Raw genomic sequence first — 16,111 nt, 5'->3', positions numbered from 1 at the left:
GCTAGACAATAAGAAATGCGCAAGCGCCTTGCTTTCATAATGCTTAATTCTAGAAAAATTATCGAATTCCTTCAAAATTCGACAATATTTTTGTTAACTGATTTATAAATCTTATCCGATCATCCTGACTAAAAGGCTTGGGACCTTTTCCATATATCCCCCTTCGCCGCGCTTTCGCAGATAGATATCTCAAATCCAGCGCTGTATGAATTTCATTTTCTTCGAAAATAGTCCCTTTAGGGCTCATAACATAAACTTCTTTCAATAAAAGCGTCGATGCTAATCCGATATCTTGTGTTACAACGATATCCCCTGCCTTTACATGATTCATGATAAATAAGTCCACAGCTTCTTTACTAGAATCAACAAACTTCCAATTCGCTTGGCTTAGGTCATTTTTCATATGGGCATAGGAGGCAATAAATATAACTTCGATAGAAAAGTTATTACTTATTTCGACAATTTCTTCCTTTACAGGACAAGAATCGGCATCAACCATAATGATTGGTTTGCCTAATGTTCTAATAATTCTACATCACTCCGCATATTCCTTCTTTCAAACATAACTTTTGTATAATCATACTAAGCTGCACTGTTTTAGTGAGAATTGCTAAATAGTCGAACATACAGTTTTAAGATGTTTTTAATAAGAAAAATACTACAAAGTTTATCATTGTGTCGAATTTTTTTCAGGTCATGCTCTTGACTTCTCACAATAAATAGTTTATTCGTTCACATTGAACTCTAAACCTAATCTATAACATTTTTATCACAATTTTTTATTATAGTATAAAAAACTGTAGTTTTCTATTATTTTTTCTCATTACATAGAAAATAATTTAAAACCTCCCAATAAAAGAAAAGGGCACATAACGGTGTATGTGCTAGCTTTTCGGAAAGCTCTTTCGATATTGATTTAAGATTAAATTTGCTGTTTCTTCTACTGCCTTATTCGTCACATCAATTACATGACAATTAATTTTGCTGACAACCGTTTCAAAATAATTTATTTCTTCTTTAATTCTTTCTATATTAGCGTAGCTCGCACTATCACTTAATCCTAAAGAAATAAGCCTTTCTCTGCGAATATGGTTCAGCTTGTCAGGACTAATTTTTAATCCAAAGCACTTTTCCGGCGGCACGAGGTATAGCTCTTCTGGCGGATCTACTTCAGGTACTAATGGGACATTAGCAACTTTTAGCCTTTTATGGGCTAAGTATTGGGAAAGAGGTGTTTTAGAAGTTCTTGAAACCCCAACAAGAACAATATCTGCCTTCAATATTCCGCGGGGATCACGTCCATCATCATATTTTACAGCAAATTCAATCGCCTCAACCTTTTTGAAATAATCCTCATCAAGCTTGCGAACGAGCCCGGGTTCATGAAGCGGCGTTTTTCCGTATAGCACTTGAATTTGGTCCATTAACGGTCCAATAATATCGCAGGCATAGATTCCTTCTTTTGCTGCCTGCTCATTAATATATAAGCGAATTTCAGGCTTAACAAGTGTGTAAACTATCATTCCATTATCAAGTTTTGCAAGAGATATTACTTCGTCAATATGTATTTTATCCTCTACATATGGAAAACGCTTAATTATGACTTCACTGCCATTGAATTGGCTGACAGCAGCTTTTGTTACAAGCTCTGCAGTCTCTCCAACAGAGTCGGACACAACATAGATGATAGGCCTTTTATTCATCCTTTAAAACCATCTCCTCTGCTCAAATTCTTATTTATTATCGGCTAAAGCAACGAATGCCTTCGTTAAATTTGTTTTTGTTATCCTGCCTATCACTTCAAATCCTTTATCTGTTTCTTTAACAACAGGCAAAGCATCGATTTGTTTTTCGATTAGTTTTTTTGCAATATCAATTAACAAATCCTCCTTTTCGCACATTGTAATATTGGGCATCCGGGTCATGATGATATTAACAGGGATAGTCGTTAATTCTTGTTTCCCTATACTTGCCCGCAACAAATCTTTTCGCGAAAGAACCCCTACAAGCAATGATGACTGATCAACAACAAATAAAGTCCCAACATCTTCTAAAAACATCGTTACAATTGCATCATATACAGAAACATTTTCATTTACGACTACTGGGATCGATTGATAATCCTTTACCCGAAGCTTCTGAAGGTTTTCTGTCAGCAGCTGTGCACCTGATTTTCCAGTGTAAAAATAACCGACTCTTGGTCTTGCATCGAGGAAGCCAGCCATTGTTAATATAGCCAAATCGGGTCTTAATGTTGCCCTAGTTAAGTTTAGCTGCTCGGCAATATGTTCACCAGTAATCGGGCCATTTTCCTTCACGATCTCTAATATTCTTTCTTGACGCTTATTTAATTCGATTGTCCTCACCACCCGTCAACTTAAAGTGTCATACTATTTATAAATATTATAACTTAAATCTAAGAAATGAAAAGAATAGAAATAGTAATTATAGTATAGAAGAAGAGTCTGCGCTTCGCAGACTCTTCTTCATCATAATTGTCCTTTTAAAAAAAGGCAAAAAAGAAGTTTATTTTACGATGATTTCATTCATATTCGCAAAATTCTTGATAATATTTGCTAGTTTGCGCATCAGACTCAGCCTATTCTCACGAATATCATGATTATCAGCCATTACCATTGTATGATCAAAATATTGATCAATCTCAGGTTTCATTGATACAAGGAGTGCAAATGTTTCCTCTTCAGAGATTTCTTTGCTTACCTGTTCATTAACAAGAATAAACTTATCATAGAGAATGGCTTCATATTCATTTTCAAATAAGTTCTTATCAACTTCTCTTATATTTTCCGCTTTTGAGGAAATATTTAATACACGGCTTAACGCTTCAATACTCTCTTTAAAGCCTGCATCTTCCTTCCTAGCTTCAAGCACTTCCGCTTTTTTCACAAGTCCAGGAATCGTTCCAATGTCACTTCCTAATACTGCCTCAATTAAATCATAACGGACATGTTTTTCTTGAAGAAGATGCTTAATTCTAAGTTTAAAGAAAGCGATTATTTCTTTACTAATCTCTTCTACCGATTTTTTAGCTATGCCAACTTCTTCGATAAGTTGTAATGAAGCATTTATGATCCACTCTAAGGAAACTGCCCACTCTTTATTTAATAATGTTTGGACAATACCTGTCGCCTGACGTCTTAATGCATATGGATCCTGGGAGCCGCTAGGGATGATGCCAATTGCAAAACAGGAGGCTATTGTATCCATCTTCTCCGCAATTGAAAGGGATGCACCTGCATTGCTTCCTGGTGTTTGATCCTCGGCATTTCTAGGCATATAATGCTCGTTGATTGCTTTCGCTACTTCCTGATTTTCACCTTTTTGCAATGCATATTTTTCACCCATAAATCCTTGAAGCTCTGGAAATTCGTAGACCATATTTGAAACAAGGTCAAATTTGCAGATTTCAGCCGCACGGTCAGCAAAGCCCTTCTCATCACTGTTGAAGTTTAGCTGTTCTGCGATTAGATTTGTAAGTTTGCGAACTCTGCTAACTTTTTCTGCAAGTGTACCGATTTCCTCATGGTATACAATGGAACCCAGTTTTGTAAGCGATGATTCAATTGGAGTCTTTTGGTCTTCTTTATAGAAGAAGGCTGCATCTGAAAGTCTTGCTCTTAATACCTTTTCATTTCCCTTCGCTACCTTATCGATATGTTCATGACCGCCATTGCGGACAGTAACAAAGTATGGAAGCAGATTTCCATCGCTTGATTTAACAGGAAAATAACGCTGATGCTCCTTCATTGACGTTATAAGAACCTCTTCAGGTATTTCTAAAAATTCCTCTTCAAAACGACCGAACAATGCTGTTGGATATTCAACAAGATTTGTTACCTCTTCCAACAGATCCTCATCAATCGGAATGACCCAATTGTTTTCTTCTTCTAGTCTTTTTAATTGTGACAGGATGGCACTCTTTCTTTCTTCGTAATTAACGATTACATATTGTCCAAGCAAAGCTTCTTCATATTGCTTTGGTTCTGTAATTTCAATTTTCCCGCCTAAGAATCGGTGGCCAACTGTCCAATTGTTTGTTTCAACATTCGTAATCTGGAATGGAATAATCTCTTGGCCAAATAAAGCAACGATCCACTTGATCGGACGCACAAAACGAAGTTCTTTATCAGCCCAACGCATGTTTTTTGGAAATGTCATAGCTGTGATAATATGCTGTAATTCCGGCAATAAGAAAAGCGTTTCTTGTCCTTTTATGAATTTTTTCACATGAACATATTCGACCCCGTTGATTTCTTTAAAGAAGATATCCTCTACACTAGCTCCTTGTCCACGGCAAAAACCAATAGCCGCCTTTGACCATTCTCCGTCCTCACTCAAGGCGATTTTCCTCGCTGGACCTTTTGCTTCTTCATTGATATCTTCCTGCGCTTCATTTACACCTTCTACTAGTACTGCTAATCGACGAGGCGAAGAATAAGCTTTAATATGATCAAATGAAATTTTCTTTTCTATTAGCCAAGCTTGAACCTTATCAGACAACTGATTCATCGAGTTTGTTACAAATCTTGCTGGCATTTCTTCTAAGCCAATTTCTAAAAGGAGATCTCTTTTCGGCATTTTATTTCTCCTCCTTTGTTTGTAGAATTGGGAATCCTAGTTTTTCTCGTTCTTCATAGAACGTTTTTGCGATCTTCCTTGCTAGATTTCGGCAGCGCCCGATATAACCTGTACGTTCTGTTACCGAAATTGCACCCTTTGCATCCAAAAGGTTAAACGTATGAGAGCATTTTAAAACATAATCATATGCTGGATGAACCAGTCCTTCATCCATTTGTCTATGTGCTTCTTTTTCATAAATATTAAATAGATTAAACAGCATGTCAGTATCAGATGTTTCAAATGTATACTTAGAATGTTCATATTCCGGTTGTCCAAAAATATCTCTTACTGTGAATCCATTTGTCCACTCAAGATCAAATACATTTTCTTTATCTTGAATGTATGATGCAAGCCTTTCAATTCCGTATGTAATTTCTACAGAAACTGGCTTACACTCTAAACCGCCAACCTGCTGAAAATAAGTAAACTGTGTAATTTCCATGCCATCAAGCCATACTTCCCAGCCTAGGCCAGCACATCCGAGCGAGGGGTTTTCCCAGTTATCTTCAACAAAGCGAATATCATGTTCAAGCGGATCAATCCCTAATGCCTTTAAGGACTCAAGATATAGTTCCTGAATATTGTCCGGCGATGGCTTCATAATTACTTGGAACTGGTGATGCTGGTATAAGCGGTTTGGATTTTCCCCATACCGTCCATCAGCAGGGCGACGTGATGGCTCTACATAAGCTACACTCCAGGGCTCAGGACCAATCGCTCGTAAAAACGTATAAGGGCTCATTGTTCCTGCCCCTTTTTCTACATCATAGGATTGCATAAGAATACAGCCCTGTTCAGACCAATGTTTCTGTAATGTTAAAATCATGTTTTGAATATTCATAGGACACCTTCCTTTATAAAAAATTGAAAACAAAAAACTCCCGTCTCTATGCATAAAGCATAGGGACGAGAGTTTACCCGCGGTTCCACCCTATTTGCTGCAATGAAGGCAGCCAACTTGATTGTCAAATACGACGGTTGCTCCAGAACGCCTTCCTTAACCTTCTATACCCTAGCTTCCACTATCCTAGGTTCGCTTTTATAGTGCGAGTTAAGTACTCTTCTCTTTCACAGCAACTATTAATTTAATAATTTGAATCATAGCCGAATTTCCCGTGAATGTCAATAAAAAAGCGGAAGCAGCTTGAACACCCTTCCGTATTATGCAGGACGGCTGACAGGAAGGTTATTAACATTCATGCCAGCTAGACTGCTTGTTAGAAAACTTACATCATTCCATCAAACTTGGCCATTTGATTAAGGAACCTTTTCGTCTTTAAATTCAACCCGGAATACTCTTCATAGTAAGCGGAAATAATTTTTTTCAATTCTTCCTTTGTTTCCTTACTAACAGAAATATTCCCAATTCTTGATAAATCAATATAGTAAAAAATACGTAATAGCTTTACTGCTGCGGCTGAAATTTTAAAATGATAAGGATCTTTTTCTATACAGCGGTGGCAGAGCAAACCACCCTCTCGAATAGAAAAAGAAAAATGCCCATCCGTATTTCCACAAATAGCACATTGATTTAATACAGGATAAAGCCCGAGCGTATTAAGCATTTTCATTTCAAAAATATTTACAATTATTTCAGCGTCAAAACCTTCGTTAATCAAATTTAATATTTGATAAACCAACTCAAACAAATAAGGATTGGGCTTCCTATCATCAGTACTTTTATCCGTTAAATCAACAATATAGCTGGCATATGCAGTAAGAAAGATATCTTCTTTAATGGAACGCATAGAGGATATCATTTCTCCCTGCTGTAAAGTCCCTAAGCCATTGCTTTTTTGTACTAAAAAGTATCCGTATGTAAAAGGCTGCGTGACAGCAGCAAGCCTGCTATTTGGCTTTTTTGCTCCGCGAGCCATCACACCAACCTTTCCCCATTCACGTGTATAAATGGTCACAATTTTATTTGTTTCACCATAGTTTGTTGTTCTAATGACGATGCCCTCACATTTTTCAAGCATCTTAGCACCATCCCTAACGATTAGACAAACCTATGAGATGGGAAAATCTATTTCTTGCTCTGCGTCCTGATTTCCGGGTATATCTTGAGTTTCCTTTTCTAACTCCTTAAAGAGAAGATATGTGTCAATGTTACCTGTCTGCGAAAAAACCTTCCAGGTAAAATCCATCATCGAAAACCCCACCTTTCCGTTATTCAACGCAATTTTTTATCCCAAATCCTTATCACTTATCATAGCCTGTCTTCCCAATTTCATAAGAGAAAAATATTGTAAATCGAAATCATACATAATTAGCAACTGTCCATAATATTCTAGTTATGGCTGAGTAAAAAAGACTTTTTCTTAGCTGCACACTTGATCCCTTACGATAAGGCAACCTCTCTCGTGTAGCCTTTATTGCCGTTTTAGTGTCTTAATCAAGGCATCGCTGAACAGTCGTATGCATTTTTTTAATACTCATCATCCCTAAATCCAAAGTCTCGGAGCTGGGACATTTTATTTCGCCAATCTTTTTGGACTTTTACCCAAAGCTCTAAAAACACTTTCGATCCAAGGAGATTTTCGATATCGAGGCGTGCCCGCTGGCCAATTTCCTTCAGCATCTTTCCTTGTTTTCCAATAACTATACCTTTTTGTGAATCCCTCTCAACAATAATAGTAGCCATTACATGAACCACATCTTTATCTTCACGGCGCTCCATCTTGTCAATCAATACAGCTAAGGAATGAGGAATCTCCTCCCTGGTTAAATGTAGAGCTTTTTCCCTAATAAGCTCGGAAACGATAAACCTTTCAGGATGGTCTGTTACTTGATCTGCTGGGTAGTATTGCGGCCCTTCAGGAATATAAGTTTTAATTTGTTCTAAAAGTGTTTCAACATTATTTCCTTCTAGTGCAGAAATCGGAATAATTTCACTAAATTCGTATTTTTCTTTATAAGATTCGATCAAAGTCATCAACTTATCGGGATGAATTTTATCTATTTTATTTATAACAAGGAAAATTGGCGTACGAACAGACTGAAACTTTTCCAAAATAAACTCTTCGCCGCGCCCATAGCCTTCTTCAGCATTCACCATGAACAAAATAACGTCTACTTCTTTTAGCGTATTTTGTGCAACCTTCATCATAAAGTCACCAAGCTTATGCTTAGGCTTATGGATTCCAGGTGTGTCAATAAAAATAAACTGAGCATCATTTGTTGTTAAAACACCTTGCACTTTGTTTCTCGTCGTTTGTGGCTTATCACTCATAATCGCAATCTTCTGACCGATCACACGATTTAAAAAAGTAGATTTCCCAACATTTGGCCGACCGATAATTGAAATAAAACCTGATTTATGTCCTTGTGTAGAATTATTCATGTAAATCCTCCGGTGAGAAAGCGCCAGGTAATAATCCCTCAATAGAAATTTCCTGAATATCCCCTTTTAAATTCGTTAAGAAAACCTTCATATCCTTCGGGCATAATTCAGCTATAACCTGACGACATGCCCCACATGGAGAGCAAGGGCGTTCTGTATCCGCTATTACAGCCATTGCAGTGAATTTTCTGTCTCCTTCTGAATACGCTTTAAAAATAGCTGTTCTTTCAGCACAATTACACATGCTATATGCAGCATTTTCGATATTACATCCGTGATAAACCTTCCCGTCTTCCGTTAAGAGCGCCGCACCAACCTTAAATTTTGAATACGGAACATATGCTTTTTCTCTTGCGATTTTTGCTTCTTCAATTAATTTTTCAACGTTCACTTATAGTGCTTCCTTTCTTTAAGAAGGGGATTCCTTCTTTTATTTTACCTCATTTTGACATCAAATACATCCGTTGTAGCAAAAACGTAATATAAAAATTGAATTTTCCAAAAATGATAACGTAATAATTTCTATTGCTTTGTCATTTTATCTAATTTATTGTCCCTTTTCAAATTCTTAGCTGAAAAGATTTACATAAACGAAAAAACTGTCAATAAAGACAGTTTCTCCATAAGGCTATTTTCATCAATATCGTTGCTAATTAACACATAATTAGGAACTGTTTGCCACTCCATGATACACGCTTTACGCAGGACGTGCGGTGAGCAGGAGTCTTTCACTTTCTGCTCCATTTACCGCGTCCTTTCAGCACTATCCAGTTAAAAAAGCAACATTTTTTTTAGAAAATGCCTTCATTTTAGAAGCACCCATATCTTTGGCACAAATATAATTACTCCTATAATAACTGACATGATTGCATAGAGAAGAACCGCACCAGCTGCAATATCCTTTGCATCCTTTGCCAAAGGATGATATTGGTCCGTTACAAGATCAACTGCACGTTCAATCGCAGTATTGATCATTTCAAGGGATAGCATGCCACCAATAGCTAGAATGATAAATAGCCATTCAAGCATAGATAATGACAGCCAAAGACCAGTCAAAATCACAATGAGCGAAATACCTAAATGGATTTTCATATTTCTTTCATTCATTATTACTGATCGGATCCCCATGTAAGCAAAGCCAAATGACTGAATGAGGCGATGCTTCTTAGCGCTGGAGCCCGAACTCATCTAGGATTACCTTTTGACGAGAAAACATTACTTTCTCGTCTTCCGCTGTTTCATGATCATACCCAAGAAGATGAAGAAATCCATGAACAGCTAAGAAGCCTAATTCCCGCATAAATGTATGACCGTATTCTTCGGCTTGCTCTCTTGCTCTTGAAACGGATATAACGATATCCCCTAAAACGCGAGGCATCTCAAGACCAATCAGCTCCATTTCCCCCTCACCCATTTCTTCCATAGCAAAGGAAATGACATCTGTTACAGAATCCTTCTTACGGTACTCTTTATTTATTTCTTTTATTTTTTCATTACTCACAAATGTAATCGACACTTCGCTTTCCGCTTCGATCTTTTCATGTATAGCTGCAAAGTTGAGCAGCTCTCCGATATATGCCGCTTCCTTCTCTGAAAGCTCGTTTGTTTCGTCAATTAAGTCAATATTTAAGCTCATGCCTGTTTCACCTTCTGTTTTGTCATTTCAGGATACTCAATTCGAGAATGGAAAATACCATTTAACGTCTCACAAAGAGCGTTTGCTACCGTTTCAAGTTCCTTTAAAGTTAAATCACATTCATTCAGCTGCCCATCCTGCAGACGATCAGCAATAATTTTTCTAACTAGCCCCTCAATTTGTTCAGAAGTTGGATGGGTCATCGATCGTACAGCAGCCTCCACACTATCGGCAATTCCGATGACAGCTGTTTCCTTCGTCTGTGCTTTCGGACCTGGATAGCGATAATCTTCCTCTCTAACCTCAAGCCCATTTTGATTAGCTTTATGATAAAAGAATTTAAGTAAAGTAGTTCCATGATGCTGCTCAGCAATATCGATGATTTCTTTAGGCATCCTATGCTTTCTTAACATGTCCGCCCCATCAGTCGCATGTGCAATAATAATATTCTTGCTCGTTTGCGGAGGAAGTCTATCATGCGGGTTCTCAATATTCATTTGATTTTCAATAAAAAACTGCGGCCGTTTCGTCTTTCCAATATCATGATAATAGCATCCGACTCTAGCAAGAAGTCCATTGGCACCAATGGCTTCACAAGCTGATTCGGATAAATTAGCCACCATTACACTATGATGATACGTTCCTGGCGCCTCCGTTAAAATCTTACGCAGCAGCGGGTGATTGGGACTGGATAATTCAATTAAGCGCATCGTAGAAAGAATCCCAAATCCCGCTTCAAAAAACGGAAGGAGGCCAATGGTCAAAACAGCAGATGTTATCCCTGAAATCAATCCAAGAATAACATAAAATCCGTATTCCATCCCTTCGTATTGACCATTTCTTAAGAGCATCAACGAAAAGATGACAATAATATTTACTCCTGCTACAAATGTTCCTGCCTGAAGAATTTTTGAACGCTGATTTTGTTTCGTTAAGAATAATATCCCTGCAATTCCACTGCATATAATATAGATGCCTGCAGAAACATGGAAAGTGCCTGTAATGCCTTCATTAAAAATGATGCTGCCGCAAATCCCCATTATAATTGTAAATAAGACAGCCATCCGTTCATCAATCAGAATTTTTATTAACATTGCTCCCATGGCAGCTGGGAAGATATAACTAATCTCTGAATACTTGAATTCATGAAAAAAGCTTATGCCTTTCATAAGTAAAATCGATAAAGCAAATATAATGCTAAACAGCAATAAGTAACTTTGCTTAGTCTCAGATTGTACTTTCAATTCATAAAAATAATAGTAGAGTGCAGCAAGAATAACAAGGATGATCAGCGCAAGACCAATAAACGGCTGATTGGAATTAACACTATCCAGCATCCCTATTAACTCTAACTGCCGATAAACATCGCTGCTTATTAATTGTTGCTCTTCCACAATAATCTGTCCTTGAAGAATCTTTACCGGTTCCACACTTTCTATTGCTTGCTGGCGATGCTCCTCTGTTGCATTTGGGTCATAAAACTCATTCTGATATACCGCATAACGGCCAAGCTCAATGGCAGCTGATTTTAAATTTGTATTCAAGCTTGTAAATCGCAGTTCTTCTTCAAGCCTTTTTTTCGCATTTTCAACCTCATCAGCTGGAATCCGATTACTCATAACATTATTTATTGCGGTTACCGTTACATCTTTTGCTAAAGACAGCTCTGTTCTGGAGGCCTGTACTAATGCAAGCAATGTTTGGTCAGATATATCCTTCGTAACATCCTCTGTTAGCTTTTCTTTCATTCGTGATAATTTATCACTAGGTGTTGGCTCGACAAAAGTTGATTGATTCTCTTCTTCATCTGACTGCTGCGACAATTTTTCCTGCGCTTCCATTTCTTCTTTTATAGCATCATTTACTTCAGTCGCTGTACCGAAGATGGATGTAATCAAATCTACGCGATTTTGGGCAATTTCCCTTTTTACTACATATACATCCTTTACTTGGTCTGCTGCATCTTTTTTCTTTTTCTCCGTACTTGCCTTATCTTCAATTGTGATAGGAGAACGGATGGTTTGTTCAGCAACAGAAAATAAACCTAAATCAAGTTTTTCTGGTTTAACATTGCTGAACATCGAAAAATACATCACAAATCCAAGCAAAACAAATAATAAGACTTTAAAAAAAGTCATCTCTAACAAGCCTTTTATTTTAGACATATTCTGTTGCAGCTTTTCCACACTTTTCACCCTCCTATCTTTCTCCTTTGTGAATCAGTTTTTAAGAAGATAGAAATGTAATTATGTAAAATGATAACAGTTTTTTAGTAAAGATGCATCTTTATTAAAAAAATATGTAATAGTTGATTAGAAGCAAAAGAAAACCGTACGGAACTTCCGACGGCTTAGTTATCTTGCTTTCCATATGCTTGAATAATTTTTGCAACAAGAGGGTGACGAACAACATCACTTTCTTCTAAATGAACGAAAGAAATCCCTTTTACGTCTCGCAATATTTCTTCTCCAACAATTAGTCCGGACTTAGCCCCTTTTGGTAAATCCACCTGAGTTTTATCTCCGGTTATAACCATTTTCGAGCCAAAGCCAAGACGGGTAAGAAACATTTTCATCTGTGCATGGGTCGTATTTTGCGCTTCATCTAGTATGACAAAGGCATCATCTAGTGTTCTGCCCCTCATATAAGCTAGCGGGGCAATTTCGATTGTGCCTCTCTCAATCATTCTTTCTGTATGCTCATTCCCTAAAATATCATGAAGAGCATCATATAAAGGTCTTAAATACGGATCTACCTTTTCCTTTAAATCACCAGGTAAAAAACCAAGACTCTCTCCAGCTTCTACAGCTGGCCGAGTAAGAATGATCCGTTTAACATGGCCATTTTTCAATGCACTTACTGCCATAACAACAGCTAGATACGTCTTTCCTGTTCCAGCTGGTCCAATTCCAAAAACAAGGTCATTTTTTCGCATCGCACGAATGTATTCACTTTGGCCAATTGTCTTTACCCGGATTACTTTCCCCTTTGCATTTCTTGTAATTTCTTCATCATACAAATCACTAAAATAATCCAAGGTTCCCTTTTTAGCCATTTGGAGAGCATACATCACATCTCTCTGGTTAATATTTATCCCTTTTCTAATAACCATAAGAAGTTCTGCTAATACTTTACCGGCTGTTTCTGCTTGTTCTATATCCCCCGATACATAAACCAATTCGCCTCTTGTTATTATTGAAACATTTAATTCTTGTTCAATCATTTTTATATTTGCATCCGAATTTCCCAGCAGCGAAACCGCCTCATTCGGATTTTCTAGTTGTACATTGATTGTCTTCAGCTCTTCTGTCATTCTGTCTCTCCTTGAATTAAAGGTTTTGCTTCAGCAATATTCTCAATAATTTGGAAATGTATTGATATACTTACTTTACCATCGTCAACAGACTTGTGTAAAACCTTTTCCCCTTTTATTTTAGCATTTTCAGTTAACATGTTTTTTATTTGATTACGTGCGCTTATTTTTGCTGCTTCAAATGCTTCGTCATTTGAGTATATCCTTACCTCTTGTTCTCTTTCCCGAATTGTAGTATTTGTATATGAGATCGGAAGTTCCCATTTGAGAAAGCGAAAATGTTTAGTATTCGTCTCAGCTTCAAATTCCTTATACTCATTCTTTCCAAAACCCCAGATTGGTATTTGCCATTTTCCTATTCCGATAAAGTGCTTTTGTTTTTCATTGCCATTTAAGACATGGAAGGTACTCTTTAGAGGCTGTGTTACCTTCGTAATATACCAGGTCTCAGCATAAATCTCTCCCTTAGCCGGCACTATTTCTGTCTGACCTTCTTTCCCAATCTCCCCAGAAACAAGAAGCTGACCTGGTTTTACATGATCATTAATACTTACTTTCGGCTGTCCTTCTTCAACAAACATGTCGACAATTATGCCTTTCTTTTTAGCAACTAGATTTCTCGGACTTAATAATTCAGGCTTTTCCGGCTCATTCTTCTCAACAACTTGGAGATGATAGGTTGTCCCTTTTAATTCCACACCAACCCATGTAATCGCCCCAATATTATCTGTAAGCCTTCGCTGGATTGCCTCAACATTTTCTAGAAAAAACTGCACCTTTCCCTTCTTAACACCCATCTCATCCAATTCCTTACGAATTTTATGTTCAGTTTCGGGATCTGCCCCCTTAATTTCTATTCCCCATACCATATTGGATAAAATAAAAATAACAAGTAGAAATGTGAATGCTCCAACAATAAAGCCGCTATTTTTCAAAAGCCGCTTAAAAAGAAAGGGCATGCCTGTCCGCCTTAAAAATCTAACCTTACAGCTGCTGTCTCTCACAGCCATTCTTATTTTCTTCACATCATTAAGCTTTATTTTGAAGGTAATTGATTCGCTCCCATGCCTTTTTACATTCCAAATGAGAATGCCGCTTCTGGTTAATGTATTAATTAACCTTTCAATCCCCTTTCCTCTCGTTTCAACAGTAATGATTCCGCCAAAAAATTCGGTCCACTGATTTTTCATTTCCTTCCCCCTTAACAATTAGGCAACTTATACTAAAACCCACTTGAAGAAGTACAGACTTCCTAAAAGTGGGTATCTCAATTTCATTGCTTATCTTACTCACTGATATACGTGACCTGATCAATTTTTCCCTCCAGCAATATTTCTTCAGGCAATATTGTCTTTATAACAAATGATTGCCCTTTAATGAGCAGCTGTCCCTGTTTAAGAAGAAGTCTTAGCTCTTTATCTGAGAATGCAATAAGACCACGGTGGTTCTCAATATATATATGAATTTGTCCGATCATTGTAATACGGGGTAAATCCATCATGACATCTTGAGGAAGCTCCATATTTGTTGTCATCCATTTCCTGATGAATTGTCCCCACTTTTTTGCCATAAAAAAGAACCCCCCTTCATCTCATATGTATGAATGGAAGGGGGGTTCTAGCACTTATTTTTATTTCCTTTTACTTGCTTATCTTTTTTGCCTGATTGACTTGTGGGGGTTGAGTGCTCTTGGAGGACCTAAAATCTCTGCCCATATTACCCCATCTGCAAGCTTTTGTTTTTCAATTGATAATGCCGTCTTTTTCTCTTTATAAGGAACGGAATCCATTCGACTTGCCCCCCTGGGAGGGGCCATCTGAAAGGACTGTCCAGTATTCACCAAATCTTTCTGTTTATCTTTTAAAGCTTGTATTTGTTCCTCTGCTTGTTTCTTTCTAACCGAGTGTTCCTTTTCGATATTATTTCTATGCATTACAGGGGGAACGTCTTTATTTCTTACTTCTTGTAATGACCGCCCCTTCTGTTGGTTTGCAGCACTTTGGGGCTGGACGGACTGACGCGGCCGATTGGTTTGCTTTCCTTGGCCACCCTTCGCTTTATTAAATAATGAAGTGATAATACCTATCACCACGGCGAAAAGCCAAAGGTTTTCAAATAAAAATTCCATTAAGGAACCCCTCCCTTCTGCCGATAGCAATGCAGGAACTACTCATTTTTCCGTCCGTCTTTATTCTCATCCGTTATTCTTCCGATGGAGTCTCTCATATCTGTATCAGCAGAAATGTTTTTGTAATTCAGATAATCCATGACACCAATATTGCCAGAACGAAGTGCTTCTGACATCGCAAGAGGTACTTGTGATTCAGCTTCGACCACTTTTGCTCTCATTTCTTCAACGCGCGCCTTCATTTCCTGCTCTTGGGCAACAGCCATTGCACGACGCTCTTCCGCTTTTGCTTGGGCAATCTTTTTATCTGCCTCTGCTTGTTCTGTTTGTAATTCTGCTCCGATATTCTTACCGATATCAACATCAGCAATATCGATGGATAGTATTTCAAAAGCAGTGCCTGCATCCAGCCCTTTTGCTAGAACAGTCTGAGAAATCATATCCGGATTTTCGAGTACTTTTTTATGATTTTCAGAGGAACCGATTGTTGATACAATCCCTTCACCTACACGAGCTACAATTGTTTCTTCACCCGCACCCCCGACTAGGCGGTCAATATTCGCTCTTACTGTAATTCTAGCTTTCGCCTTTACTTCTATCCCATCCATAGCTACACCAGCAATAAAAGGAGTTTCAATTACATTTGGATTAACACTCATTTGTACAGCTTCTAATACATCTCGACCAGCTAAATCAATGGCTGCACTGCGTTCAAATTGCAATTCAATATTTGCCCTATGTGCTGCTATTAACGCATTTACAACTCGATCGACATTTCCACCAGCTAGATAATGGCTTTCCAGCTGATTTGTTGTTACATCCAAGCCTGCTTTATGTGCCTTAATTAATGGATTGATTACTCTGCTTGGAATCACTCGGCGAAGACGCATCCCGATTAATGTAAAGATACTTACTCTTACTCCAGCTGCTAGTGCAGAAATCCAAAGCATGACTGGAACAAATGTAAATAAAACGCCTAATAGAATAATTGCAAGGACAACAATAACCAATGTAAAAATTGATATCGCATCAAATGGCATTTTTAGTTCC

17 protein-coding genes are annotated in these 16,111 nt (G+C 37.7%); all 17 read right to left on the bottom strand.

Features of this window, described 5'->3' with window-relative positions:
- Nucleotides 1–58 precede the first annotated feature (58 nt).
- Entirely contained in the window at nt 59–499 is a 441-nt protein-coding gene (locus tag ASU02_RS14920) for a YaiI/YqxD family protein (protein WP_082631812.1), read from the bottom strand.
- A 385-nt stretch (nt 500–884) separates the two neighbouring features.
- The gene (locus ASU02_RS14915; RefSeq protein WP_057764976.1) at nt 885–1,703 is read right to left on the bottom strand and encodes a pyruvate, water dikinase regulatory protein; all 819 of its coding nucleotides are present in this window, start codon (nt 1,701–1,703) and stop codon (nt 885–887) included.
- A 30-nt stretch (nt 1,704–1,733) separates the two neighbouring features.
- Nucleotides 1,734–2,369 carry a helix-turn-helix transcriptional regulator gene (locus tag ASU02_RS14910; RefSeq protein WP_057764974.1) on the bottom strand — a complete coding sequence of 212 codons (636 nt, stop codon included), beginning with the start codon at nt 2,367–2,369 and terminating at the stop codon, nt 1,734–1,736.
- 157 nt (nt 2,370–2,526) lie between these two features.
- Complete coding sequence (gene glyS / locus ASU02_RS14905; RefSeq protein WP_057764972.1) at nt 2,527–4,599, bottom strand: glycine--tRNA ligase subunit beta; 2,073 nt, start codon at nt 4,597–4,599, stop codon at nt 2,527–2,529.
- Nucleotide 4,600: 1 nt separating this feature from the next.
- Nucleotides 4,601–5,482, bottom strand: coding sequence for a glycine--tRNA ligase subunit alpha (glyQ, locus tag ASU02_RS14900; protein ID WP_057764970.1), 882 nt, complete (start codon nt 5,480–5,482; stop codon nt 4,601–4,603).
- 385 nt (nt 5,483–5,867) lie between these two features.
- Nucleotides 5,868–6,620 carry a DNA repair protein RecO gene (recO, locus tag ASU02_RS14895; RefSeq protein WP_057764967.1) on the bottom strand — a complete coding sequence of 251 codons (753 nt, stop codon included), beginning with the start codon at nt 6,618–6,620 and terminating at the stop codon, nt 5,868–5,870.
- A gap of 30 nt (nt 6,621–6,650) precedes the next feature.
- Nucleotides 6,651–6,791: a YqzL family protein gene (locus ASU02_RS25930; protein WP_066396054.1), complete on the bottom strand. Its 141-nt coding sequence runs from the start codon at nt 6,789–6,791 to the stop codon at nt 6,651–6,653.
- Between the two features lie 278 nt (nt 6,792–7,069).
- Nucleotides 7,070–7,984, bottom strand: coding sequence for a GTPase Era (gene era, locus ASU02_RS14890; protein WP_057764965.1), 915 nt, complete (start codon nt 7,982–7,984; stop codon nt 7,070–7,072).
- Nucleotides 7,977–8,375: a cytidine deaminase gene (locus tag ASU02_RS14885; RefSeq protein ID WP_057764963.1), complete on the bottom strand. Its 399-nt coding sequence runs from the start codon at nt 8,373–8,375 to the stop codon at nt 7,977–7,979. The genes era and ASU02_RS14885 overlap by 8 nt, the downstream gene beginning before the upstream one ends.
- Nucleotides 8,376–8,788: 413 nt before the next feature.
- Complete coding sequence (locus tag ASU02_RS14880) at nt 8,789–9,112, bottom strand: diacylglycerol kinase family protein (RefSeq protein ID WP_328160123.1); 324 nt, start codon at nt 9,110–9,112, stop codon at nt 8,789–8,791.
- Nucleotides 9,113–9,149: 37 nt separating this feature from the next.
- On the bottom strand, nt 9,150–9,620 hold the full coding sequence (ybeY, locus tag ASU02_RS14875) for an rRNA maturation RNase YbeY (RefSeq protein ID WP_057764959.1): 471 nt from the start codon (nt 9,618–9,620) through the stop codon (nt 9,150–9,152).
- Nucleotides 9,617–11,806 (bottom strand): HD family phosphohydrolase, encoded by a 2,190-nt coding sequence (locus ASU02_RS14870; protein WP_057764957.1) that lies wholly within the window; start codon nt 11,804–11,806, stop codon nt 9,617–9,619. Before ASU02_RS14870 ends, ybeY begins: the two co-directional genes overlap by 4 nt.
- A 164-nt stretch (nt 11,807–11,970) precedes the next feature.
- Nucleotides 11,971–12,933 (bottom strand): PhoH family protein, encoded by a 963-nt coding sequence (locus tag ASU02_RS14865; RefSeq protein ID WP_057764955.1) that lies wholly within the window; start codon nt 12,931–12,933, stop codon nt 11,971–11,973.
- On the bottom strand, nt 12,930–14,123 hold the full coding sequence (gene yqfD / locus ASU02_RS14860; RefSeq protein ID WP_057764953.1) for a sporulation protein YqfD: 1,194 nt from the start codon (nt 14,121–14,123) through the stop codon (nt 12,930–12,932). Before yqfD ends, ASU02_RS14865 begins: the two co-directional genes overlap by 4 nt.
- Before the next feature lie 95 nt (nt 14,124–14,218).
- A complete protein-coding gene (yqfC, locus tag ASU02_RS14855) occupies nt 14,219–14,503 on the bottom strand; it encodes a sporulation protein YqfC (protein WP_057764951.1) in 285 nt (94 codons plus the stop codon).
- A 78-nt stretch (nt 14,504–14,581) separates the two neighbouring features.
- Nucleotides 14,582–15,061 (bottom strand): hypothetical protein, encoded by a 480-nt coding sequence (locus tag ASU02_RS14850; RefSeq protein ID WP_057764949.1) that lies wholly within the window; start codon nt 15,059–15,061, stop codon nt 14,582–14,584.
- Between the two features lie 38 nt (nt 15,062–15,099).
- Nucleotides 15,100–16,101 (bottom strand): flotillin-like protein FloA, encoded by a 1,002-nt coding sequence (floA, locus tag ASU02_RS14845; RefSeq protein WP_057764947.1) that lies wholly within the window; start codon nt 16,099–16,101, stop codon nt 15,100–15,102.
- Nucleotides 16,102–16,111 lie beyond the last annotated feature (10 nt).

The sequence above is a fragment of the Cytobacillus praedii genome (genome assembly GCF_001439605.1).
In the GTDB taxonomy this organism is placed as follows: Bacteria; Bacillota; Bacilli; order Bacillales; family Cytobacillaceae; genus Cytobacillus; species Cytobacillus praedii.
Note: the sequence above shows the minus strand (reverse complement) of the source record. Positions and strands in the feature narration are given on the sequence as shown.